The following is a 22800-nucleotide window of genomic DNA, read 5'->3' on the forward strand; positions in this document are numbered from 1 at the left end:
GGACGCCAGCCTTTAAAGCTTTGCGATGATCTTCCTGAGCTCGGCGTCTCGCGCGCCGAGCATCAGCACGTTTCTGAGCGCCTCTTTCGGGTCGACCGTCTGGAACAGGAGCCCGTTGTCGCGGAAGGAACGATCGATCGTCATCGCCTTGGTTTCTGCCTCCGGCTTGATCGCCACGGCAAAATACATCCGCCCGTAATTCTGCTTGATCTGCTCGAAGAAAACTTCCTCACCGCCGATATCCGCCAGAAAGTTGGCGATGTAGAAGGCCCATTTCACATCGGCATATTGCGCGAAGTTCGTGCGCGCCGCGGTCACGTGACAGTAACCGAGATGCGGGCTGTTGTTCAGCGTGCGGTGAAAGATGATCTTGGGGAACTTGATCGAACGGTGAAAGCTGTTGATCCGGTCGTGCGTGGTTTCCGCAGCCCGTTCCAGCCGGCGTCCCGTCCGCGCCGCGACTTCCTCATAGGTCAGGTAGCGCCGTTCATCCGGCAGCCAGTCTTCACGGCTGCGCGAAATCCGTCCGGTCCTGAGGAACTCGGAATGGACGGCCTTGGCGGGCGGCGGCGCCTTCGTTTCCGCTTTGGGAGCCGCGTAGTATCTCAGTTTCTGCATCTTGACGCTCTGACGGTACCCGGACTGACTGCTGGAGCTTAGCGCAGCATGGTTAATCATGATTTGATGGTACTTTGCGCCTCGGAGGTTTCCTGAGGCTTGCCGCAGCGCAAATCTTGCAATCTGCTCTGCAATCGCCCGTTTGCGTCACGCTGTTTCGGGAGGTTTCTTGTCGAATACTGCAGTATTCGGAAATTAAAGGAGATTTTGCTCTCTCCCCTCTATTTCACGGGGCTGTGGCCATGTCGCAAACAATTTCAGCCGTGTCGTTTCGCAGTGCAGCGCATGACCCGGCCCTGTGATTAGATGCTGGCAAGCTCGAGGTGCCGCCCTGGTAGGGAAGGGCGGGAAATCGGGAAGCCGGTCAAAATCCGGCGCTGCCCCCGCAACGGTGGTGGAGAATGCGTTTTGGCAAAAGGCCACTGGGAGAAATCCTGGGAAGGCGCCGACGCGGTCCGCAAATGGACCACTCCTGAGCCCGGAAACCAGCCTTGGCAGACGGACATTTGAGGTTGCGGAGGGCGACCGGAGATAGCCATGCGCAGCGCCTGTTCAAGGCGGTGACGGGCTGCGCCCTCTTCTCCCCCGAGTTTTTGAAAACACGAGGACGACATGGACCTGCAGGCCAATGTGCTGCGTCAGTTGAAGAACCGCCGCGAGGGTTTCTCCCTCGAACAGCCCTTCTATATCGACCAGGATTACTTCAAGCTCGACATGGAGATGATCTGGTATCGCGACTGGCTGTTCATCGGCCATGACTGCGAGATACCGCGTGCCGGCAACTATTTCACCGCCCAGATCGGCGACTATCCGGTCGTCATCGTGCGCGGCAAGGATCAGGTGATCCGCGCCTTCCACAACACCTGTCGCCATCGCGGCCACCGCGTCTGCACCCAGGACAAGGGCGCCTCCGCCAAGCTCGTCTGCCCCTACCACCAGTGGACCTACGACCTTGACGGCTCGCTCGTCTTCGCCCGCCAGATGGGCGAGAATTTCGACAAGGCCGAGTTCGGCCTGAAGACCGTGCATTGCGAAAGCGTCGCGGGCTACATCTTCGTCTGCCTCGCCAACGAAGCCCCCGATTTTGCCCCTGTGCGGGCCTCGATCGAACCTTACATGGCGCCGCACCGGCTCTGGGAAGCCAAGGTCGCGCACAAGAACACGATCATCGAGAAGGGAAACTGGAAGCTCGTCTGGGAAAACAACCGCGAATGCTACCACTGCGCCGGCAACCATCCGGAGCTCTGCCGCACCTATCCGGAAGCGCCGACCGCAACCGGTGTGCAGGGGGCCGGCGACGACCCGTTCATTTCCGAACATTGGGCACGCTGTGAGGCGGCCGGTCTTCCGTCCACCTTCAAGATGGACCCGTCCGGCCAGTTCCGCACCGCCCGCATGCCGCTGATACAGGATGCCGAGAGCTACACCATGTCGGGCAAGCGCGCCGTGAAGAAGCCGCTCTCCGCCGACGTGCCGATCAGCCATATCGGCACCATGCTGCTCTTCCACTATCCGACGACCTGGAACCACATCCTCGGCGACCACGCGATTTCCTTCCGCGTCCTGCCGCTGTCGGCCGAAGAGACGGCCGTCACCACCACCTGGCTGGTGAACAAGGATGCGGTCGAAGGCGTCGATTACGACCTCGAAGAGCTGACCCATGTCTGGAACATGACCAATGACCAGGATCGCTCGATCGTCGAGGAAAACGCCTTCGGCATCCGCTCGCCGGCCTATGAACCCGGTCCCTATTCCGTCGATCACGAAGGCGGCGTCATGCAGTTCGTTGAATGGTATTCCAACTTCATGGTGAGCCGCCTTCAGGGCGACAAGGCTCGCCTCTCCGTGGTGGCCTGATCATGAACATTGCCGTCACCCAGTATCGCCATGTCGACGAGATGCGCCCCTGGTCCGACCGGGAGCATCTCCTGGAGTGTGTCGCCGTCACGCCGGAAGCCGCCGACGTGATGACCTTCACCTTCAAGCCGAACAAGCCGGGCCTCTGGTTCCGCTACATGCCGGGCCAGTTCGTGACCCTCGAGATCCCCGTCGGGCCCGAGCCGGTGATGCGCACCTACACGCTCTCCTCCAGTCCCTCGCGGCCCTACACGATCGCCGTGACGGTCAAGGCGCAGAAGGACAGTATCGGCACCCGCTGGATGTTCGACAATCTGAAGCCCGGCATGGCGCTGAAGGCTTTCGGCCCGCTCGGCGACTTCTCCTATGCCAAGTATCCGGGCAAGAAGTACCTCTTCATCTCGGCCGGCTCCGGCATCACGCCGATGATGTCCATGACCCGTGACCTGAGTGACCGTGCACCCGATAGCGACATCACCTTTCTGAACTGCGCGCGCTCGCCCGACGACATCATCTTCCGGTGGGAGCTGGAGGCGAAGGCGCGTGACATGCCGAACTTCCAGCTCGGCTTCATCATTGAGCAACTGGGCCGCGGTCAGCTCTGGTCGGGCCTGAAGGGCCGCATCGACAAGGCAAAGATCGCGCTTCTCGCCCCCGACTTCCTCGAGCGCACCGTCTTCTGCTGCGGCCCGGCGCCCTTCATGGCAACCGTGCGCGAAGCGCTCGAAGGTGCCGGCTTCGACATGAAGCAGTATCACGAGGAAGCCTTCCAGCCGGTCAAGCCGGAGCCGATGGTGGTTGTTGCCGACCATGGCGATGGCGAGCAGGCAACCAAGGTCACCTTCGCCATGTCGGGCAAGGACGGCCTCTGCGCCCCTGGGCATACGGTCCTTCAGGCAGCCCGTGCGGCCGGTGTCCGGATCGGTGCGGCCTGCGAATCCGGCCTCTGCGGCACCTGCAAGGTCATGAAGCTCTCGGGCGAAGTCGAGATGGACCACAATGGCGGCATCCTCGATGACGAGATCGAGGAAGGCTATATCCTCGCCTGCTGTTCGAGGCCGAAGGGCGATATCGAGATCGAGGCTTGAGCGGACGCTGGTCAATCAACTGTATGTGAAGAGAGGGCGGTTCCGGATAGGAAACGCCCTTTCTCTTGTCCTGGAGAGCGCCCAGGAGACACGTGCCCTTGCCGCCCGGCTCAGGCCGGATTAGCATTCTCTGATGGAGCCTCCGGCCGCCAGAAGCGGCCAAGTGTCGGCCATGATGGCGGGCGCAGAGGAAGGCAGCTCCGCACAAAAAGGGGGATCACGCATGAAGCTTGTTTCTGCTCTCGCCGCCGCCTGTCTCGCCGTCGCCGGCTTCATGATGGCCGGCACCGCTGCCAATGCCGGCGGCCTTGAAGTCCGTATCTACGAACGCCACACGAGCTATCGGCATTACCAGCGGGTCACGGTGTTCTCGCGCCATCACGGCTATCGCGCCTATGGCTATCGGCTGCATCGCCCGGGCTATGTCTATCACAGAGGCCTGTGGTTCTCGCCGCGCTCGATGCGAGCGGGTGTGATCGTCGACCGGCCGATCCCGCGCCGCCATGTGGTGCATTATGGTGGTGCTCTCGCCCAGCAACACTACAGCTGGTGCGCGGATCGCTACCGCTCCTATCATTGGCGCAGCAACACCTTCCAGCCGTATCACGGGCCGCGTCGAACCTGCGTGTCGCCCTATTCCTGAGGGCGTTTCCGGAACAAAAGCTGAGCTCCCCCGTTGACGGGCACTTGCGCGCCGGAGCGGTCGTGGAACCGCCACGCGCGGAGCGCGAGCCATGAACGGCATGTTAATTCTGAGTTCAGGCTGGCCCCGTTAACGTTCGTTTCAAGGTCGAGGCCCGGATGTTCATCCGGTTCCGACGACCGGGAAACATGCAGGGAGAAACATCATGAAGACTGCATTCAAGACGACCGCCGTCGCCGCGCTCGCCTCGATCATGGCCTTTACCGGCATGATCCCCGCCCAGGCGCAGGTCATCCGTCCCGCGGCCCCCATTGCCGCCACCACCGATGCCACCGCGGTACAGTATCGTGACCGCTATGAGCGTCGTATCGACCGCCGCATCGACCGTCGTATTGATCGCCGCATCGACCGCTACGAGCGCGCGCACTACTGGCGCGGTCACCGCGGTTACCGTGAGCGCCGTGCAGGCTATCGTTACCACAATGGCTACTGGTACCCGTTGGCAGCCTTTGCAGCCGGTGCGATCATCGGCGGCGCAATCGCCAACCCGCCGCGCGCTGCAGCACCGGTGGGCAACGTGAACCCGCGGCACTACCAGTGGTGCGAGGCGCGCTACCGGTCTTATGACGTGCGCTCCAACACGTTCCAGCCGTATAACGGCCCCCGCCAGCAGTGCCTGTCGCCCTACTATTGATCGATAGCTCCCGCTGATCCGGCTTCCTCGAGAAGCCGGAAAGGGTTAACATCAAGCCGCCCCGGTGCTAGCCGCGGGCGGTTTTTTCGTGAGCACGATCCGCCTGTTTCCTAACGGCAAAATCCCCGCGTTAACCATTTGTTAACCAAATCAGCACTACTCCTTTCATCAACGATTTGTTTACGTAGATGACCAAAGTGCTAACCGAACCACGCTCCATCCGCATCAAGGGAAGATCCTTCCTGGCCGTCGTCCTGACGCCGGATCCGCCGTTCGACGACTGGCTTGTCCGGCTCGATGACCTCGCAGCCCGTTCGGCTGGCTTCTTCCTCGGTCGCCCCGTGGTACTCGACGTTTCCGACATCGAAATCGACAAGCCCCAGCTGAAGGCCCTGATCGCCGAGCTCGCGGCGCGCAATGTTTCGATCATGGGCATCGAAGGCGGGCGCCCCTCTCTCGTAGAACCGGGCATGCCGCCGCAGCTGAAGGGCGGAAAACCCGCGGCCGACTACGAGGTGCCGCGCGAAGAGGCGGCCGAACCTTCCGATGCAAAGCCCAAGGGCAAGGCGGAGAAGAAGCCCGCCGAACAGGCGGCACCCCAGGTCACGGTGCAGCAGAGCCCCGTCTCGGCGCCATCGCTGATCGTGCGTGAGACCATCCGCTCCGGCCAGTCGGTCATCTACACCCAGGGCGACGTCACGGTCATCGGCTCGGTACAATCCGGTGCCGAAGTCATCGCCGGCGGATCCGTCCATATCTACGGCGCGCTGCGCGGCAGAGCGCTCGCCGGATGCGTTGGCAATGCCGACGCAAGGATCTTCTGTCGTAAGTTCGAATCCGAGCTGGTTGCAATCGACGGCGTCTACGCGATGACCGACGACATGGATCCAGAATTGAAAGGGCATCCAGTTCAGCTTTGGCTGGAGGGGGATGCAATCATGACAGAAAGAATGACGTGAACTTGAGCGGGGATAGACAGGAGAACCACATGGGCAAGGTGATAGTCGTGACATCCGGCAAGGGCGGGGTCGGCAAGACCACCTCGACGGCCGCTCTCGGTGCAGCGCTGGCACAGCGCAACGAAAAGGTCGTCGTCGTCGATTTCGACGTGGGCCTTCGCAATCTCGATCTGGTGATGGGTGCCGAGCGCCGCGTTGTCTACGATCTGGTCAACGTGATCCAGGGTGACGCCAAGCTGCCGCAGGCGCTCATCCGCGACAAGCGGCTGGAAACGCTCTTCCTGCTGCCCGCCTCGCAGACCCGCGACAAGGACAACCTGACCGCCGAAGGCGTCGAACAGGTCATCAACGAGCTGAAGAAGTATTTCGACTGGATCATCTGCGACAGCCCGGCCGGCATCGAACGTGGTGCAACGCTAGCCATGCGCCATGCCGACATGGCCGTCGTCGTCACCAATCCGGAAGTCTCTTCGGTGCGTGATTCGGATCGCATCATCGGCCTTCTCGATTCCAAGACGCTCAAGGCCGAGCGCGGCGAGCGCATGGAAAAGCACCTGCTGCTGACCCGCTACGACGCCAACCGCGCCCAGCGTGGCGACATGCTCAAGGTCGACGACGTCCTCGAGATCCTGTCGATCCCGCTGGTCGGCATCATCCCGGAAAGCATGGACGTGCTGCGCGCCTCCAATATCGGTGCGCCGGTCACGCTCGCTGACGCCCGCAGCGCCCCGGCCATGGCCTATTTCGATGCTGCCCGTCGTCTGGCCGGCGAAAACGTTCCGATCACCATCCCTGGCGAGAAGCGTGGTCTCCTCGACAAGATCTTCGCGCGGAGGGCCGCATGAGCATTTTCTCCCTGTTCCGCAAACAGCGTTCCGCCCCGATGGCGCGTGAACGCCTGCAGGTTCTGCTCGCCCATGAGCGCGCCTCGCTCGAAAGCGATCTGGTGGCCGTCCTGCGGGAGGAAATCCTTGCCGTGATCGCCAAGCATGTCGAATTCGACCGCGACAAGGTGCAGATCAAGATGGACCGCGACGAAGACGTCTCGATCCTCGAGATCGACGTCGAGATCCCGCGCAACGCCCAGCGCCTCGCCGCCTGATCCGGCCATCCTCTGATATGAAAAAAAGGCCGCCGCCGGAAACTCCGGTCGGCGGCCTTCTCTTGTTTTGTGAATAGGGCAGGGCGGCTGCTGCCGCCCGGCCCGTGGATGATCAGCCGATCTTGGCGTTGTCGTCCTTCTTGATCGCAACGATCGTCGAGCGCGGCAGCTTGCCTTCGCCGTCCGGGAACGGAGCGTCCGGATGCTGGATGCCGGCAAACATGGTGCGCTTGTCGGCCGACCAGGTGAGGCCGGTCACTTCCGAACCCTTCGGGCCGGTCATGAAGCGCTCGATGCGGCCTGTGACCGGGTCGCCGGCGAGCATCTGGTTGTTGCCCTGACCGGCGAAGTCGCCCTCGTTGGAGTCTTCGCCGTCGGTCTGGATCCAGACGAGACCGGTCGAATCGAACATCATGCCGTCAGGCGAGTTGAACATGTTGCCTTCGTTGATGTTGGACGAGCCGGCATAGGCGTCCTTGTGCACGACCGGGTTGCCGGCCATGGCGAACAGGTCCCACTTGAACGTGGTGCTGGTGTGGTCTTCCGCATCCGGATACCAACGGACGATCTGGCCATACTCGTTGCCGGCGCGCGGGTTGACGGCGTTGACGTCCATGACGTCGCCGCCGGCATTGGTCCGCATCTTGCCGTCTTTCATCACGGCGCGGTTCGAGTTGTTGGTCAGGCAGCAATAGGCTTCGATCGCAACCGGGTTGATGGCGACCCATTCCGGACGGTCCATGGTGGTGGCGCCAACCTTGGACGCGGCCTGACGGGTGAAGACGGCAATTTCATCGGCCTTCATTCCGGTGGTTTCCGGCGTCAGAGCCAGCCATTCGCCGGTGCCTTCGTCAGAGAACTTGGCGACATAGAGCGTGCCTTCGTCGAGCAGCTTGGACGTGTCGCCGCCCGGGACATAGATGCCGTTGGAGACGTACTTGTAGAGGAACTCGCCACGCTCGTCGTCGCCCATGTAGACGACCACGCGACCGTCGCGTGCGACGGCGACGGCGGCGTTTTCATGCTTGATGCGGCCAAGCGCCGTGCGCTTGATCGGCGTGGAAGAGGCATCCGACGGATCGATCTCGACGACGTAGCCGGCGCGGCGCGGCTCGTTCGGGTTCTTCGCAACGTCGAAACGCTCGTCGAACTTTTCATAACCGTAGCGGGTCTCGGCCACGATGCCGTAGCGCTTGTAGTCGTCGGGCAGCTTGAACTCGGCATTGGTGGTGCCGAAGTAGCCGTTGAAGTTCTCTTCGCAGGTGAGGTAGGTGCCCCACGGCGTCTTGCCGGCGCCGCAGTTGTTGAAGGTGCCAAGACAGTCGACGCCATTGGGATCTGCTGCGGTCTTGACCAGATCCGAGCCAGCGGCTGGGCCGGAAAGCTTCATCGGCGTGTTGTGGTGAATACGACGATTAAACGGGCTGTCGACAACGATCTGCCAGCCGTCGGCGCCTTCGGTCACTTCCATGACGGTCACGCCCTGCATGTTCTGCAGGATCTTCACGTCGTCGAGCGACTGCGGCATGCCTTCCGGCGCATGCGGCAGGTTGGTTTCGTTGTTGACGTATTCGTGGTTGACGGCGATGACCTGATGGTCGCCGATCACGAACATTTCCATGCCATCGGTGTTCTCACCGAAGACCTTGTCGGAGTTTTCCAGCGAAACGCCTTTCATCGGGTCGATGTCGGAGGCGGTTGAGAACAGCGGCTGGCCCCACTTGGCGAGCGGCTTCCAGCTATAGCCTTCCGGAACATGCACGGTGTTGTCGGTGGCGATCGGGATCGGCTTGAAGGCAAAGCGCGACGCTGCATCCTGCGCCTGGGCCGAGGTCGAGCTCATCAGGTTGCCGAGCGTGCCCATGGCGGCAGCAGCAGAGCCCATGGCCAGGATGCCGCCAAGGAAGCCGCGGCGGGAGACGGCGCGTTCAACGACGCGGTCGAAGTCGGTCACGGCCGGCGGCGGATTGTGCAGCTCGTCCCACTCGTCCCACGAGAGATGATTGGTGTTGGTTTCGGTCATGGCAGAGCCTCCTTTGGTTGAAGTCCACCCTCCGACTAGTCAGCCCTGATAACAGTGATGTGACGAAATCCGGGCAGAGCGCTAGTTGTGAAAAGCCTGAATTAGGAACTCGCAGCGGTCACTTCCCGCCTTGCAGATGTAAGTCCTTGGCCCGCCTAAGGCTTTGGTAAGCCGCCCCGAATATCGTTGCACCGCGGGTGTCCTGCAGTTCACACAGCTTTGTCCCGTGTCTGGCCCGATCCCTGTTCAAGCCTGGATCCGACCGTGGGGGAGGCCTTCTGCCCAATGCAAAAGATTTGACGTTTACGTAAAAATCAATTAGCCAGAAGGAGAATGAGCCGCGCCTCCTGGGTGGGAGTCTGGGCGTGGCCTTGAACCATACGCCAGTTGGAGGAGCACGTCATGTACAAGGCGCCCGTTGAAGAGATCGCGTTCACCCTGAAGCACGTCGCGGGCCTGACCAAGGCCATCGAAGACGGCAAGCTGGGCGAATTGAGCGACGACCTTGTCGATGCCATTCTCTCCGAAGCCGGACGTTTTGCCAGTGACGAAGTCGCACCGCTCGCCGAGATCGGTGACCGCCAGGGCGCACGCTTGGTCGACGGCAAGGTCATCGTGCCCGATGGCTGGGACACACTCTACCGCGCCTGGGCCGAAGGCGGCTGGAACTCCTTGACGGCATCGGAAGATTTCGGCGGGCAGGGGCTCCCCCATATGCTCAACGTGGCAGCGCTCGAAATGTGGAACTCCGGCTCCATGGGCTTTGCGCTCGGCCCGACGCTCACCATGGGTGCCGTCGATGCCTTGACGGCCCACGGCGCTGAAGAATTGAAGGCGAAGTACCTGCCGAAGATGGTCTCCGGCGAATGGACCGGCACCATGAACCTGACGGAGCCCCATGCCGGTTCCGATCTCGGGGTCATGAAATCCCGCGCCGAGCGTCGTGATGACGGCACCTACCGCATCTTCGGCCAGAAGATCTATATCACCTGGGGCGAGCACGACATCACCGAGAACATCATCCATCTCGTTCTCGCGCGCCTGCCCGATGCCCCTGCCGGCACCCGCGGCATTTCGCTCTTCCTCGTGCCGAAATATCTCGTCAACGACGATGGGTCGATCGGCGCTCGCAATGACCTCTACTGCCATTCGCTGGAGCACAAGGTCGGCATCCATGGCTCGCCGACCTGCACCATGATCTACGGCGACGGCAAGTATGGCGACGAAGCCGGCGCGATCGGCTATCTGATCGGTGAGGAAAACAAGGGCCTCGCCTGCATGTTCACCATGATGAACAATGCCCGTCTCGCGGTCGGCATGCAGGGTGTCGCCATCTGCGAGGCCGCCACCCAGAAGGCCGTGCAGTATGCGAAGGAGCGCACCCAGGGCAAGGCGCCCGGTTGGACGGGGCAGGGTATGTCGCCGATCATCGAGCATCCGGATGTCGCCCGCATGCTGGTGACGATGAAGGCGCTGACTCAAGGGTCCCGCGCGATCTGCTATGTTTGCGCCCACGCCACCGACATGAGCCATCATGCCGAAGGCGACGAGGCCCGTCACTGGGCCGAACGCGCCGCCTTGCTCACCCCGATCGCCAAGTCCTTCGCCACCGATGCCGGCGTCGATGTCGCCTCGCTCGGCATCCAGACCCATGGCGGCATGGGCTTCATCGAGGAAACCGGTGCTGCTCGCTTCTGGCGCGACAGCCGCATCGCCCCGATCTATGAGGGCACCAACGGCATCCAGGCCGCCGACCTCGTGACGCGCAAGCTGCCGCTGTCGAACGGCAACCATGTCCGCGGCTACATCACCGAGCTGAAGCAGGTGGTCAACGCCGTGCGCGCTTCCAACCTCGAGGCTTTCGGCGAAACCGCCGCCCGTCTGGATGCCAGCCTGTCTGATCTGGAAGACACCACCGAATGGCTGCTCTCCCAGCTCGCCGCCGGCAATGCCTCGGCAGCGCTCGCAGGCGCAACCCCTTACCAGCGTCTCTTCGGCCTCGCTCTGACCGGCGTTTACCTCGCAAAGGGCGCCCTTGCCGACGAGGAACAGGGCCGCGACAACCGCCTGGCGCTCTGCCGCTTCGCCGCCGAGAACCTGATCGCCGAGACCGCAGCCCTCAAGGACCGCGTCATCAACGGCGAGGCAAGCCTCAACGCAGCGAGAGCGCTGTTCGCCTGATCTCCCACCTCCCCCTCGAGGGGGGAGGTCGCCGCAAAGCGGCGGGTGGGGGTGACCCTACCAAAACCAGCATATGTCGTTGTTCACCCCACCCCGGAGCTTCGCTCCGACCCTCCCCCTCAAGGGGAGGGTGGGGACCACCCGAGGAAGCCGAGATGACCGACCACATTGAGATCACCCGCCCGGAAGCCCATCCCGGCGTGCTCGTCCTGCGCTTCAACCGGCCGGACAAGAAAAACGCCATCACACAGGCGATGTACGAGAAGCTGACCGCTGGGCTGCTCGAAGGCGAGAATGACGAAGCGATCCGCGCCATCGTCTTCCTCGGCACCGAGGGCTGCTTTTCCGCCGGCAACGACATGGCCGATTTCCTGAGCTTCGCCATGGCCGGCGCGGTCGGCGAACCGGCGGCCTTCGGCCTTCTCAAGGCGCTGACCGAAGTCACCAAGCCGTTGGTCTCTGGCGTGGACGGTCTGGCAATCGGGATCGGCACGACGCTGCACATGCATTGCGACCTGACGGTCGCCTCCGACCGCAGCCTGTTCAAGACCCCCTTCGTCGATCTGGCGCTGATCCCGGAAGCCGCCTCCAGCCTGATCGCCCCGCGCATCATGGGCCACCAGCGCGCGTTCGCCATGCTCGCCGCCAGCGAAGGTTTTTCCGCCGTTGAGGCGCGTGAGGCCGGCCTTATCTGGAAGGTCGTCTCGCCGGATCAGGTCGAGGCCGAAACCCTGAAGCTCGCCTCCTCGCTTGCATCCAAGCCCCCGGCCGCGATGAGGATCGCCCGTGCCCTGGTCAAAGGCAGCGCCGACGAAGTCCGCGCCCGCATGCAGGAAGAGCTTCAGCACTTCGTCTCCCAGCTGAAAAGCGCAGAAGCACGTGCCGCATTCGAAGCGTTCATGATGAAACGCTGAAAAAGCGATGTGTCGTATGTGAGGCCTACTTATTTTTCGGTCTTCGCTTAAGTACCCATTAAATCCTGCAGGGTATTCGTGGGGTAGCGGGATATCCACCGCTTCCTCACCATGATGGTGCCGTGATCGCACAATGCCCCATGACATCCCCGCGCCGCAGTTGCGCGGAGAGTTTTTGCAGGACCGTACCGTGAAGACCAGTTCCAACCTGATGACCAAGATCCTGGTGGTCGCCTCCCTCGTGGTGGTCGCCGCCCTGTCCGGCTTCTCCTTCTATATTGACAGCCTCCAGCGCAACGCGACGAGTGCGGCCGTCAAGAGCGAGATCGATAGCTCCGGTCTCCAGGCCTCGCAGAGTATCGCGAACTGGCTCGGCGCCCGCGTGATGCTGACCGAGCTTGCCGGCAATGCCGCGGCTAAGGCGCCCGATGCGGCTGCCATCACCGCCGCTTTCGACAACCCGGTCCTGATCCGTGAATTCATGTCGACCTATGTCGGCGACGAGCAGGGCGTGTTCACCAGCGTACCGAACCAGCCCTTGCCGGAAGGTTATGACCCCCGCAAGCGCCCGTGGTATCAGGACGCAGTCAAGGCCGACAAGATGGTCCTGACGGACCCCTATGCCGACGCCTCGACCGGCAACCTGATCATCAGCGCCGCGATCCCGGTGAAGAAGGACGGCAAGCTTTACGGTGTGGCCGCTTCCGACTTTTCGCTCACCTCGCTCGTCGACATGGTCAATTCCGTCGACATGGGCGGCAAGGGCTCCGCCTTCCTCGTCAAGCAGGACGGCACTATCCTCGTCCATCGCGATGGCAACCTCGTCACCAAGACGCTGAAGGACGCCTTCCCGACCAACACGCCATCCGTCGGCGCCGGCATCACGGAAACCACCTTCGCCGATGCCAACGTGCTGGTCTCCTTCCTGCCGATCAAGGGCCTGCCGCGCGACGACTGGTATCTCGGCGTCCAGATCAACCGCGATCTCGCCTTTGCCGCCATCGGTGAATTCCGCACGGCCGCAGCCGTCGCCACCCTTGTCGGCGTTGTCGCCATGATCGGCATTCTCGCTGCCCTGCTGTCGCGCCTCGTGGTTCGTCCGGTGGTCGAGATGACCGGCGTCATGGGTAAGCTCGCCGGCGGCGATGTCTCGGCAGAGATCCCGGGCACCGCTCGCAAGGACGAGATCGGCCAGATGGCCGCTGCCGTCGCCGTCTTCCGCGACAACATTATCGAGCGTGGCCGCCTGGCCCGCGAAGCGGATGAAACCCGCACGATGACAGAACAGGAGCGCCGTGAACGCGAAGCCGCCAAGGCGCGTGAGGCCGAGCAGGTGTCCTTCGCCGTGCATTCGCTGGCCGATGGCCTCGGCCGCCTCGCCAATGGCGACCTCGTCTCGCGCATCGAAACCCCGTTTGCCGGTGACCTCGACCGCCTGCGCGTCGACTTCAACGCCTCCGTCGAAAAGCTGCATGATGCGCTCGCCACCGTCGGCCGCAATGCCCGCGCCATCGACGGCGGTGCTGCGGAAATTCGCTCGTCCGCCGACAACCTCGCCCGCCGCACGGAGCAGCAGGCAGCCTCGGTCGAAGAGACGGCCGCAGCGCTGGAAGAGATCACCACCACCGTCAAGGACAGTGCCCGCCGTGCCGAGGAAGTCGGCCAGCTGGTGACCCGCGCCCGTGCCGGTGCGGAGAAGTCCGGCGAGATCGTCGAACGCGCTGTCGATGCCATGCAGGGCATCGAGAAGTCCTCCGGCGAGATCTCGAACATCATCGGCGTGATCGACGAGATCGCCTTCCAGACCAACTTGCTCGCGCTCAATGCCGGCGTTGAAGCCGCACGCGCCGGTGAAGCCGGCAAGGGCTTTGCCGTCGTTGCCCAGGAAGTGCGCGAACTCGCCCAGCGTTCGGCGACTGCCGCCAAGGAGATCAAGGCCCTGATCAGCGCCTCGGGCGACCAGGTCAAGCATGGCGTCGAACTCGTCAACGAGACCGGCAAGGCGCTCGACGTGATCGTCCGCGAGGTCCAGGAGATCAACGGCCACGTCAACGCCATCGTCACCGCCTCGCGCGAACAGTCGACCGGCCTGCAGGAGATCAACACCGCCGTCAACACCATGGACCAGGGCACTCAGCAGAACGCCGCCATGGTTGAAGAACAGACGGCGGCAAGCCATGGCCTGGCCCAGGAAGCGGCAGCGCTGACAGCGCTCCTCAACCAGTTCCGCATCGATGATCGGGCTGCTGGAAGCTCCGCAGGCCAGCGTCGCGCCGCCTGATCCGGCACACGAACGACCTACATGGGAACGGCGCCGCTCTGGCGCCGTTTCTGTTTTCGAGCTGGACGGTGGTTCAGCCTGTGTTCAGTCTTTGACGCTAATCTCTGCAACCATGTTGGCGCTCGGCTGTTCGGGTCTTATCCGTGGTGGCCCGAGGGTCGTCGTTTTCTTCGAAGTCCAGCTGTCAGCTGTCACCTGTTTTGCCGAGGTTTTTATGTTGCGTTTGTTCTGTGTCGCACTCAGCCTGCTCGTCATCGCCGCACCGGCTTCCGCCGAGATGGCCGTAAGCCCTTCGCTCCCGCTCGTGCTCGTCAACGACTCCAACGACGTGATCAGCGAGACGCAGAACACCCCGCGTCAGAACCGGCCGGTCCGCCCCCAGCGCTATATCTGCGTCATCGACCAGTCCGGCAGCATCGGCGGTGGCGGACAGGTGTCCTGCCCGGCAAACCCCGGTCGGGTCGGCGGTCGCTGCCGTTGCTCGAACGTCACTGGATCGGGCACGCTTCTGACCTACTGAGGCCTGCCAGCTCTCTTTCGTCGCCGTGAGCGCCTTGGCGCGGAACCGCTGCGAGCGTCACCCGTTCCCTGTTCGCAACAAGCGAAAGGTGACGCAATGCCCCGTATCAAAACCCGCGATGGTGTCGAGCTCTATGTCAAGGATTGGGGCGAGGGCCGTCCGGTTGTCCTTCTGCATGGCTGGCCTTTGACGGCAGACACCTTCGATGATCTTTCCAAGGCCATCGCCGATGCGGGCATGCGGGCGATCTCCTATGATCGCCGTGGCTTCGGCCGTTCCGAACAGCCCTTCGACGGCTACAATTACGACACGCTGTCCGACGATCTCGCCGATGTCATGAGCTGGGTCGGCGCCACGGACGCAACCCTTCTCGGCTTCTCCATGGGCGGCGGCGAGGTGGCCCGCTACATGTCGCGTCATCGCGGTGCCAATCTGCGTTCCGCCATCCTCGTGTCATCCGTGGTGCCCTACATGCTGAAGACCGAGGACAATCCGCAAGGGACCCCGCAGGAAACCTTCGATCAGATGACCGAGGGCATGGTCGAAGACCGCGCCCATTTCTTCGCAGGCTTCTTCAAGGACTTTTTCGGCGTGGCCATGTTCGACAAGGCCGTCAGCGACGAGATGCTCGAATGGGCAGAACGCCAGGCGATGATGGCAGGGCTCGAGCCGACGCTGGCCTGCGCCAAGGCCTTCGCGACGACGGACTTCCGCCCTGATCTCGCAAGCTTCAATGTCCCGACCCTGGTCATCCATGGCACGGACGACAAAACGGTGCCGATCGATGCCGCCGGTCGCGCCGCGGCCAAAGGCATCGCCCAGTCGACCCTGATCGAATATGAGGGCGCCCCCCACGGGCTGTTTGCCACCCACAAGCAGCGCTTCATCGAGGACGTGGTGAACTTCCTGCGCCGCTAAACGTCGAAGGCCTCCCCGGTTTTGCCGGGGAGGCGGAAATCAAGCCTCCCCTTTGCCATCCCCCACCGGGTTGATGTCATCGACGAATTTGACCAGGTCCGCCATGGTGAAATCACCGGGCGTGTCTCCCAGATGCGGCGTCCAGTTCGAGCGTTTTTGCATGAAAGAGTTTTGATCGCCATGGACGAGGCCGAGGAAGGTTTCGGCGATGATCGTTGACCCGACGGGACCGAGCCTCGTTCCGCTGTGCAGCTGTTCGGCTTCTTTTAGGATGTAGTACCAGAGCGGCGTTGCCTTGTGGAAACCAAGCCGCGCGGCCGTCTCGCCGTCATCCCCCATGGCCAGCTTTGCTTCGCTCAATGGTTCGAAACCCATGGCGCGCGCCACGTCCTGTCCTGACGGAAGACCTATTTGCGAACCGCGCCTTAAGTTGCGGAAAGGCAGCACAAACCGCCGTGCGGCTACGGTCGTCATGTCCGCCGGATGGTCGGGGAGCGTGTGCAGGGCGGGCACGATGAGCGGATCGATCCGGCGGGCGCGATTGAGTGTGAAATCGTCTTGAGGAGGCGTGTTAAGGTCGAAAAAGCGTCGCCAGTCGATGACCCAATTGGAGGGAAGAGCACGCAGGGGGCCGAGCGGGGAAGGAGGTGTCTCCGGTGCCAGCTCGCCCGCGATTTGCCCGGATTTGCCTGTGAAAATGAACATGAGGTCCAAAGTGCCATCCGTGAACCCGCCCGGTCGGAAAACGGCATTGTGGCTGTAGCTCTCGCGAACCATGGAATGCCCCAGCCGATAGGCGGCCGCAGCGAACTCCGCCGGCATATAGGGCCGACTGCGGAAGCGATAGAATCGTCGGCCTTCATGCTTGATCCGTCGGATCAGCCCGCGCTCGGTCAGGCGCTCGACGAAATCAAAGAGCACGATCCACTGGTAGTGCCAGGTGACGATGCGCCGAGCTTCGGTAAACAGTTCCTCGTCGGACAGGCCTTTGGTCGTCTTTTTCACATGCTCGACCACGGCATTGTGGAATTTAAGCATCAGCAGGTGAAACTGCGCCACCAGCAGGTTTTCGTCATTGCGCTCGTCGAAGATCAGCGCGCGGCCGTGGGCGTTGCGCGGCAGGTCGTTGCGCAGTTCCGGGATTGTCCCATTGAAGCCCGCGGAGGCCACGGCCTTCCCGATGAGGAATTTCGGGCCCGGTTGCTTGCGGATGTCCTCCTTGGCGTAAAGATAAGGGTGCAGGCCTGGTCCGTCGCCATAAAGCGAATCGAGATCCAGCGCTGGGGTGCGGAAGTTTTGCGTCGCGAGCGGATCGGCGCGCTGCTTGTCTAGCGGCGTCGTGTCGAGCGTGATGTCGTGATCGACGAATTGGCCAAGATAAGTGTAGCCGGCGGGCAGCTCCGGATGATCATCGGTGTCGCCCCTGGTATCGCGCATCGCCTTTGCCAGCTCAAAAAGCGCGTCGTCCTCGGCATGAAGCGACCGAAGCCGCGGAAACATTTTGCCGAACTTTCCGGGATCGCCATTGCCGGCGAGCGCCTGCAAGGATTCACGGCTCATGCCGCGAACGCCATGTCCGTGGGCTGCGACTTCAGACATCGTCATTCCCCCTCTGATGACATACTTCTCTAGCAAGCCATCAGAGATGAATATCTTGGGTGGCGCAAGAAACTTAACGCAACCCAAAGGCGCATCAATTGCTATTTCTTGCTGAGGGTGGCCACAGCCTCGACATGCGGGGACCAGAGGAACTGGTCGATCGGCGTCACCTGATCGATGCGGTAGCCGCCGGCAGTCAGGATCGCGAGATCGCGTGCCAGCGTCAGCGGATTGCAGCTGACCGCCACAATCTTCTTCACCTGGCTTTTCGCAAGCTCTGCACACTGAGCCTCGGCACCCGCCCGGGGCGGGTCGAAGACGACGGCGTCGAAGGCCTTGAATTCGGAGGTCATCAACGGACGCCGGAAAAGGTCGCGCCGCTCCACGGTCAAGGGCTTCAGGCCTTGCGTGTTGCGGGCGGCAAAGTCGAGCGACTTCACGGCCTTTTCATCCGATTCCACCGCATGCACGGCAGATGAGCGCGCCAGCCGCAGGGCAAACGTGCCGATGCCTGAGAAGAGGTCCGCGACCTTCTTCGCCTTGCCGATATGGGCAATCGCAAGGGCTGCCATGTGGTCCTCTGCCTCGCGCGTCGCCTGGGTGAAGCCGCCGGGCGGCAGCACGACGCGGGCCCCGGCAAAGTCGAGCAGCGGCTTCTGCGGCTCGATGACGATTTCGCCATTGGCCGAAACGCGGGCAATGCCCTTCAGCTTGATCACCGCATTGGTCACCGCGCGCCGCGCCTGATCGCCAAGCCCGCCCCGCAGGCCATCGAGCGAGATGTCGAGGCCGGTGGTCGTTTCGGTGACCGTGATGCGGAAGTGTTCCGCCCCGCAGGCATTGGCTATGATCTTGATCGCGTCTAGGCGGGAGATCAGCCCGTCCGATGCGATGGGACATTCCTCGACCGGCACGACATGATGGGTCTCTGCCTGCATGAAACCCATGACCAAGCCGTCACCGCGACGTCGTGCCGTGAAGACGAGGCGCCGCCGCTGATGCGGATGAGCCTCGAAGATCTCGCCCACCGGCGCCTCGATCCCCTTCGACTTCAAGGCATCGATCAGCACCTGCCGCTTGAAGGTATTGTAGGCGGGCTTGGCCATATGCTGGAGCGAACAGCCGCCGCAGACACCACCGACGCCATCGGGCCCGAAATGCTTGCAGGGCGGCTGAACCCGGTCGGGTGAGGGGCTCGCGATCGACATGATCGTGCCCTCGTTCTTCACCCGCGCGATGGAAACGGTCTCGCCCGGCAGCGAGAAGGGCACGAAGACCGGGCCATCCGAGCCATGGGCAATGCCATCGCCCTTGGCGCCGAGACTGGAAATGGTGACGGTTTCGGCGCTCATGCCTCGTCCTCTTCAGCGTCGAGATCATCGTCGTCGTTCCGGTCCCCGTCGAGCGGCTTGACGCCGGCAAGCAGGAATTCCTCGTTGCCATCGCCGCCAGCGATCGGGGAGGGGATGAGACCAAGGCTCGTCCAGCCCATGTCTTCCGTCAGCCAGCGCTCGAGTTCGGCCGCCACGAGCGGTGCCGTCTCCGGTTCTTTCAGCAGGCCCGCCTTGCTGATCGCCTCGCGACCGGCCTCGAACTGCGGCTTGACGAGCAAGAGGCAGTGCGCACCGGGCTCGGCCTGCTCGAGCGCAGGGGCCAGTGCCAGCTTCAGCGAGATGAAGGAGACGTCGGAGACGAGGAAGTCGAAGGGCTCCTCGTCATAATCTTCCGGCTCGAGATAACGGGCATTGAGCCCTTCGAGATTGGTCACGCGCGGATCGCTGGCCAGTCGCGGGTGCAGCTGATCATGCCCGACATCGATGGCCGTCACATGGGCAGCACCACGCTTCAACAGCACTTCGGTGAAGCCGCCGGTGGAGGCGCCGACATCGAGACAGTGGCAGCCCTCCGGCGACAGGCCGAAATGATCCAGCGCTGCAACGAGTTTGAGGGCCGCGCGCGAGACGTAATCCTGCGCAGGATCGTCGATTTCGAACTGATGGGTGGCGGCAAAGACGAGGCTGGGCTTCGACACCACCTTGCCGTCCACCTTGACTGTGCCGCGCTGGATGGCGTCACGGGAGCGGGATCGGCTGGCGAAGAGGCCGAGGGCGACCAGGAGCTGGTCGAGGCGCTGGGGTTCAGGGAGCTTTTTCATGCACCGTCAATGCGGTGAGATCCGCCGCCGCGCAAGTGTTTTTCGCCGCATCGACCCATCACCCGACCTTACGCTCACAGGAGAGTTGCGATTTTCAATCGGCCGTCCATTCAGGGTTTCATTAGCGATGCTTTAAGCAATTGGTTCTAATGTTCACAGGCCGGCGCGATGCGATCCTCCCTCCCAAGAAGCGTGCTCCGACAAAGACTGCAGGCCTCCTCCTCCTTCTGGCCCGCAGGAATAGAAGCCCCCCGGTTTCGGGCCCGGGGGGCTTCATTCGTTTTTGGGGCTATCGTTGAGAAGCGGGTGCCCAGGGGCTAGGGCACATACCGATACAGCCAGTCGCGGATGTCTTCGGGCAGCGCGACTGGTTCTGCCGTTTCGCCGTCTCGCGCCGTCCAGGTGATGTCGACTTCGGCCACGGTCTGGCCGTCCTTCTCCATCTGCACCTCGAAGCCGACTGATTTGCCGCCAATCTTGTCGACCTGCACGATCATGCGCACTTCATCTTCGACGCGCAGCGGCTGGTGCAGACGAACCTCGAACTTGGTCGGGCTGTATTGCGGCTCGTCTTCGAGCGGCGGGCGGTAGCGCCAGAAATGCCGGACCGCCTCTTCGGCGTGAACGACATAGGCCGCGGCCTGCATCTCGCCGGTCGGGCCGATATCGCGATAGGCAACGACAAGCCCGCTCACCTCCACCCGCTCGATCTCGTCCATGCCCTCTCCCGAAATCTTCTTCTGTTGCCGGCATTTAACGGCATCGCGGCCGGCTTCACAAGGGAGCGCCGTTTCGACCGCTGGGTGAGGAGCGCACGCAACTGGGTAAAACCGGGATGCGAGGTGGAAGATGACATGGCAGAGCATTATGTTCTGCCGGACCCCGGAAGGATCCCCATGGCCACCCGTCTTTACGAGAACCCGATCTTCCTCGAGCACAACACGCCCGAAGGCCACCCGGAAAGGGCCGATCGGTTGCGCTCGCTCAACATTGCGCTGGAGCATCCGAACTTCGCCCGGCTGGAGCGGATCGAGGCAAGCCAGGCGAATGAGGACCTGGTGACGCTCGCCCATCCCGAAGAGCATCTCACCGCCGTCATGCGCGAGATTCCGGAAGAAGAGGATCGCATCAACCAGCTCGAGGCAGACACCTATGCCTCGCAAAAGAGCCTGCAGGTTGCGTTGACCGCCATCGGCGGCGCGATTGCAGCTGTCGACGACGTGATGACCGGCAAGGCCGACAATGCCTTCGTCGCGGGGCGCCCACCCGGCCACCATGCCGAAAAGACCAAGGCCATGGGCTTTTGCCTGTTCAACACGGTGGCAATCGCCGCCCGCCATGTGCAGAAGACCTACGGCGTCGAGCGCGTCGCGATCGTCGACTGGGACGTGCATCATGGCAACGGCACGCAGGACATTTTCTGGGATGATCCGTCCGTGCTCTTCTGCTCGACCCACCAGATGCCGCTTTATCCCGGCACGGGCGCCAAGGATGAGACGGGTAAGCACCGCAACATCGTCAACGCGCCGCTCTCGCCCAATGTCGGCTCGGACCATTTCCGCGAGGCCTTCAAGGGCCGCGTGCTTCCTGCGCTGCAGGATTTCGCGCCCGACTTCATTCTGATCTCCGCCGGTTTCGACGCCCATCACCGCGATCCCTTGGCGCAGATCAATCTGGTCGGCGAGGATTTCGACTGGGCGACGGGCAGGCTGCTCGAAGTCGCCGACCGTTTCGCCCATAACCGGGTCGTCAGCCTGCTCGAAGGCGGCTATGATCTCGAAGGCCTCGCCGAATCGGCAGGCCTGCACATCTTGAGACTGATGAAGGGTTGAGTATGTCCGACGCCGTAACCGCCGATCTCTCCGGCTATTCCTTCGAAAAGGCCGTGGCCGAGCTCGAAAGCATCGTCGCCCGCCTCGAACGCGGCGACGTGGCGCTCGACGAATCCATCGCGATCTACGAGCGCGGCGAACTGTTGAAGAAGCATTGCGAGACGCTCTTGTCGGCCGCTGAAAACCGCATCGAAAAAATCCGCCTCGACCGCGCCGGCAAGCCGACCGGCACCGAGCCGCTCGACGGCGCCTGATCAGCGTGCGGGTTTCCGCCCGCTTTTCTCCGCTGACATCACACGCAAATGGCCCCTTTCGGGGCCATTCGTCGTTTATGGATGTCAGTTTGCGGATCACTCGGCCGGGTTCCTGACTTCGACGGTCTTGGGCTCTGCCTTAACTGCACCGGTCCCGGTCTTCCACAGCGAATAGCCGACTCCGACACCGAGGATCAGGAAGGTGATGCCGAGCGACCACTCCGGCGGGAACTTCTCCCAGCCCATGCCCCAGGCGATGAAGATCTTCGAGCCGATGAACATCAGCAGCACCGAGAGCGCATATTTGAGATAGGCGAAGCGGTGCAGGATGGCATCCAGCGCGAAATAGAGGGCGCGCAAACCCAGGATCGCGAAGATGTTCGAGGTATAGACGATGTAGGGGTCGGTCGTGATCGTGAAGACGGCCGGTACGGAGTCGACGGCGAACACCAGGTCGGCGATCTCGATCATGACCAGTGCCAGGAGGAGGGGCGTCGCAAACCGCCTGATCTTGCCCGTCACGGGATCCGGCTTCTTCACGATGAAGTCGTGGCCATGGATCTCTTCCGTCACGTTCATCCGGCGCTTCAGGAAGCGGATGAGGCCGTTCTCCTCGATCTTGTGCTCCTTGTCGGCAACGAAGAGCATCTTGATGCCCGTGAGGATCAGGAAGCCGGCGAAGAAGTAGAGAACCCAGTGATACTGGTCGACGATGGTGGCACCGAGCCCGATCATGATGCCGCGCAGCACGATCACGCCCAGAATGCCCCAGAACAGCACGCGGTGCTGGTATTCGCGCGGGATGGCGAAGAAGCTGAAGATCAGCGCGATGACGAAGATATTGTCCATCGCCAACGTCTTCTCGACGACGAAGGCGGTCAGATACTGCGCCGTCGCGGTCGTATCCATCTGCCAGTAGATGAAGCCGGAGAAGGCGAGACCCAGGGTGATATACATGGCCGAAAGCTTGAGGCTCTCGGCAATGCCGATTTCATGGTCGTTCTTGTTGAGAACGCCGAGGTCGAAGGCAAGAAGCGCCACGACCAGCAGGATGAACAGCAACCACATCCACAGTGGCTTGCCGAGAAACAGAATGAGCAGGAGTTCCAAGTGTTTGACCTCTGTTGCATTGATCCGGCTCGATGCAATGCACGCACGGGTT

21 protein-coding genes and 1 riboswitch are annotated in these 22800 nt (G+C 62.5%); of the genes, 14 read left to right on the forward strand and 7 right to left on the reverse strand.

The window, feature by feature from the left end; genetic code table 11:
* Positions 1–12: 12 nt before the first annotated feature.
* A complete protein-coding gene (locus M1E12_RS02345; RefSeq protein ID WP_310240781.1) occupies positions 13–618 on the reverse strand; it encodes a DUF6656 family protein in 606 nt (201 codons plus the stop codon).
* Between the two features lie 304 nt (positions 619–922).
* A riboswitch (cobalamin riboswitch) is annotated at positions 923–1126 on the forward strand.
* A gap of 104 nt (positions 1127–1230) precedes the next feature.
* On the opposite strand from M1E12_RS02345, the gene M1E12_RS02350 reads away from it, so the two are divergent.
* The 7 genes from M1E12_RS02350 (at position 1231) to minE (ending at position 6961) form a co-directional block, all read left to right on the forward strand.
* On the forward strand, positions 1231–2475 hold the full coding sequence (locus tag M1E12_RS02350; protein WP_136542217.1) for an aromatic ring-hydroxylating oxygenase subunit alpha: 1245 nt from the start codon (positions 1231–1233) through the stop codon (positions 2473–2475).
* A gap of 2 nt (positions 2476–2477) precedes the next feature.
* Positions 2478–3563: an FAD-binding oxidoreductase gene (locus M1E12_RS02355; RefSeq protein ID WP_479563608.1), complete on the forward strand. Its 1086-nt coding sequence runs from the start codon at positions 2478–2480 to the stop codon at positions 3561–3563.
* 223 nt (positions 3564–3786) lie between these two features.
* Positions 3787–4206, forward strand: coding sequence for a BA14K family protein (locus M1E12_RS02360; protein ID WP_479563609.1), 420 nt, complete (start codon positions 3787–3789; stop codon positions 4204–4206).
* A gap of 205 nt (positions 4207–4411) precedes the next feature.
* Positions 4412–4900, forward strand: coding sequence for a BA14K family protein (locus M1E12_RS02365; protein WP_113460642.1), 489 nt, complete (start codon positions 4412–4414; stop codon positions 4898–4900).
* Between the two features lie 188 nt (positions 4901–5088).
* A complete protein-coding gene (gene minC, locus M1E12_RS02370; RefSeq protein ID WP_310240786.1) occupies positions 5089–5859 on the forward strand; it encodes a septum site-determining protein MinC in 771 nt (256 codons plus the stop codon).
* A gap of 29 nt (positions 5860–5888) precedes the next feature.
* Positions 5889–6704: a septum site-determining protein MinD gene (gene minD, locus M1E12_RS02375; RefSeq protein ID WP_113379453.1), complete on the forward strand. Its 816-nt coding sequence runs from the start codon at positions 5889–5891 to the stop codon at positions 6702–6704.
* Positions 6701–6961: a cell division topological specificity factor MinE gene (minE, locus tag M1E12_RS02380; protein WP_113379454.1), complete on the forward strand. Its 261-nt coding sequence runs from the start codon at positions 6701–6703 to the stop codon at positions 6959–6961. Before minD ends, minE begins: the two co-directional genes overlap by 4 nt.
* Positions 6962–7073: 112 nt before the next feature.
* Here the strand turns inward: minE and M1E12_RS02385 are convergent, their stop codons facing one another.
* A complete protein-coding gene (locus M1E12_RS02385; RefSeq protein ID WP_479563610.1) occupies positions 7074–8984 on the reverse strand; it encodes a PhoX family protein in 1911 nt (636 codons plus the stop codon).
* 402 nt (positions 8985–9386) lie between these two features.
* Here M1E12_RS02385 and M1E12_RS02390 point away from each other — a divergent pair, with 402 nt between their 5' ends.
* The 5 genes from M1E12_RS02390 to M1E12_RS02410 all read left to right on the forward strand — a co-directional run bounded on the left by M1E12_RS02390 (position 9387) and on the right by M1E12_RS02410 (position 15798).
* A complete protein-coding gene (locus tag M1E12_RS02390) occupies positions 9387–11165 on the forward strand; it encodes an acyl-CoA dehydrogenase (protein WP_479563611.1) in 1779 nt (592 codons plus the stop codon).
* Between the two features lie 155 nt (positions 11166–11320).
* Positions 11321–12079 (forward strand): crotonase/enoyl-CoA hydratase family protein, encoded by a 759-nt coding sequence (locus M1E12_RS02395; protein WP_479563612.1) that lies wholly within the window; start codon positions 11321–11323, stop codon positions 12077–12079.
* A gap of 190 nt (positions 12080–12269) precedes the next feature.
* Positions 12270–14360, forward strand: coding sequence for a methyl-accepting chemotaxis protein McpU (gene mcpU, locus M1E12_RS02400; RefSeq protein WP_479563613.1), 2091 nt, complete (start codon positions 12270–12272; stop codon positions 14358–14360).
* Positions 14361–14574: 214 nt separating this feature from the next.
* Complete coding sequence (locus M1E12_RS02405) at positions 14575–14880, forward strand: hypothetical protein (RefSeq protein ID WP_310240798.1); 306 nt, start codon at positions 14575–14577, stop codon at positions 14878–14880.
* A gap of 96 nt (positions 14881–14976) precedes the next feature.
* Positions 14977–15798 carry an alpha/beta fold hydrolase gene (locus tag M1E12_RS02410; RefSeq protein WP_479563614.1) on the forward strand — a complete coding sequence of 274 codons (822 nt, stop codon included), beginning with the start codon at positions 14977–14979 and terminating at the stop codon, positions 15796–15798.
* Positions 15799–15837: 39 nt separating this feature from the next.
* On the opposite strand, the gene M1E12_RS02415 is transcribed toward M1E12_RS02410, so the two are convergent.
* The 4 genes from M1E12_RS02415 to M1E12_RS02430 all read right to left on the reverse strand — a co-directional run bounded on the left by M1E12_RS02415 (position 15838) and on the right by M1E12_RS02430 (position 20271).
* Positions 15838–17343 (reverse strand): peroxidase family protein, encoded by a 1506-nt coding sequence (locus M1E12_RS02415; RefSeq protein ID WP_479563615.1) that lies wholly within the window; start codon positions 17341–17343, stop codon positions 15838–15840.
* Between the two features lie 155 nt (positions 17344–17498).
* On the reverse strand, positions 17499–18749 hold the full coding sequence (locus M1E12_RS02420) for a class I SAM-dependent RNA methyltransferase (RefSeq protein WP_479563616.1): 1251 nt from the start codon (positions 18747–18749) through the stop codon (positions 17499–17501).
* Positions 18746–19552 carry a TlyA family RNA methyltransferase gene (locus M1E12_RS02425; RefSeq protein ID WP_479563617.1) on the reverse strand — a complete coding sequence of 269 codons (807 nt, stop codon included), beginning with the start codon at positions 19550–19552 and terminating at the stop codon, positions 18746–18748. Before M1E12_RS02425 ends, M1E12_RS02420 begins: the two co-directional genes overlap by 4 nt.
* 317 nt (positions 19553–19869) lie before the next feature.
* Positions 19870–20271, reverse strand: coding sequence for an acyl-CoA thioesterase (locus M1E12_RS02430; RefSeq protein ID WP_136542205.1), 402 nt, complete (start codon positions 20269–20271; stop codon positions 19870–19872).
* A 177-nt stretch (positions 20272–20448) separates the two neighbouring features.
* Between M1E12_RS02430 and M1E12_RS02435 the strand changes: the two genes are divergently transcribed.
* Complete coding sequence (locus M1E12_RS02435; RefSeq protein WP_479564803.1) at positions 20449–21384, forward strand: histone deacetylase family protein; 936 nt, start codon at positions 20449–20451, stop codon at positions 21382–21384.
* A 2-nt stretch (positions 21385–21386) separates the two neighbouring features.
* Positions 21387–21638 (forward strand): exodeoxyribonuclease VII small subunit, encoded by a 252-nt coding sequence (locus tag M1E12_RS02440; protein WP_479563618.1) that lies wholly within the window; start codon positions 21387–21389, stop codon positions 21636–21638.
* A gap of 96 nt (positions 21639–21734) precedes the next feature.
* Here the strand turns inward: M1E12_RS02440 and M1E12_RS02445 are convergent, their stop codons facing one another.
* The gene (locus M1E12_RS02445; RefSeq protein WP_479564804.1) at positions 21735–22706 is read right to left on the reverse strand and encodes a TerC family protein; all 972 of its coding nucleotides are present in this window, start codon (positions 22704–22706) and stop codon (positions 21735–21737) included.
* Positions 22707–22800: the final 94 nt, after the last annotated feature.

This window comes from Rhizobium sp. K33 (assembly GCF_056501445.1).

Coding starts and splice junctions, on each gene's coding strand:
- M1E12_RS02345 (WP_310240781.1), bottom strand. CDS start 618: ATGCAGAAACTGAGATACTACGCGGCTCCCAAAGCGGAAACGAAGGCG.
- M1E12_RS02350 (WP_136542217.1), top strand. CDS start 1,231: ATGGACCTGCAGGCCAATGTGCTGCGTCAGTTGAAGAACCGCCGCGAG.
- M1E12_RS02355 (WP_479563608.1), top strand. CDS start 2,478: ATGAACATTGCCGTCACCCAGTATCGCCATGTCGACGAGATGCGCCCC.
- M1E12_RS02360 (WP_479563609.1), top strand. CDS start 3,787: ATGAAGCTTGTTTCTGCTCTCGCCGCCGCCTGTCTCGCCGTCGCCGGC.
- M1E12_RS02365 (WP_113460642.1), top strand. CDS start 4,412: ATGAAGACTGCATTCAAGACGACCGCCGTCGCCGCGCTCGCCTCGATC.
- minC (WP_310240786.1), top strand. CDS start 5,089: ATGACCAAAGTGCTAACCGAACCACGCTCCATCCGCATCAAGGGAAGA.
- minD (WP_113379453.1), top strand. CDS start 5,889: ATGGGCAAGGTGATAGTCGTGACATCCGGCAAGGGCGGGGTCGGCAAG.
- minE (WP_113379454.1), top strand. CDS start 6,701: ATGAGCATTTTCTCCCTGTTCCGCAAACAGCGTTCCGCCCCGATGGCG.
- M1E12_RS02385 (WP_479563610.1), bottom strand. CDS start 8,984: ATGACCGAAACCAACACCAATCATCTCTCGTGGGACGAGTGGGACGAG.
- M1E12_RS02390 (WP_479563611.1), top strand. CDS start 9,387: ATGTACAAGGCGCCCGTTGAAGAGATCGCGTTCACCCTGAAGCACGTC.
- M1E12_RS02395 (WP_479563612.1), top strand. CDS start 11,321: ATGACCGACCACATTGAGATCACCCGCCCGGAAGCCCATCCCGGCGTG.
- M1E12_RS02405 (WP_310240798.1), top strand. CDS start 14,575: ATGTTGCGTTTGTTCTGTGTCGCACTCAGCCTGCTCGTCATCGCCGCA.
- M1E12_RS02410 (WP_479563614.1), top strand. CDS start 14,977: ATGCCCCGTATCAAAACCCGCGATGGTGTCGAGCTCTATGTCAAGGAT.
- M1E12_RS02420 (WP_479563616.1), bottom strand. CDS start 18,749: ATGAGCGCCGAAACCGTCACCATTTCCAGTCTCGGCGCCAAGGGCGAT.
- M1E12_RS02425 (WP_479563617.1), bottom strand. CDS start 19,552: ATGAAAAAGCTCCCTGAACCCCAGCGCCTCGACCAGCTCCTGGTCGCC.
- M1E12_RS02430 (WP_136542205.1), bottom strand. CDS start 20,271: ATGGACGAGATCGAGCGGGTGGAGGTGAGCGGGCTTGTCGTTGCCTAT.
- M1E12_RS02435 (WP_479564803.1), top strand. CDS start 20,449: ATGGCCACCCGTCTTTACGAGAACCCGATCTTCCTCGAGCACAACACG.
- M1E12_RS02440 (WP_479563618.1), top strand. CDS start 21,387: ATGTCCGACGCCGTAACCGCCGATCTCTCCGGCTATTCCTTCGAAAAG.
- M1E12_RS02445 (WP_479564804.1), bottom strand. CDS start 22,706: ATGTGGTTGCTGTTCATCCTGCTGGTCGTGGCGCTTCTTGCCTTCGAC.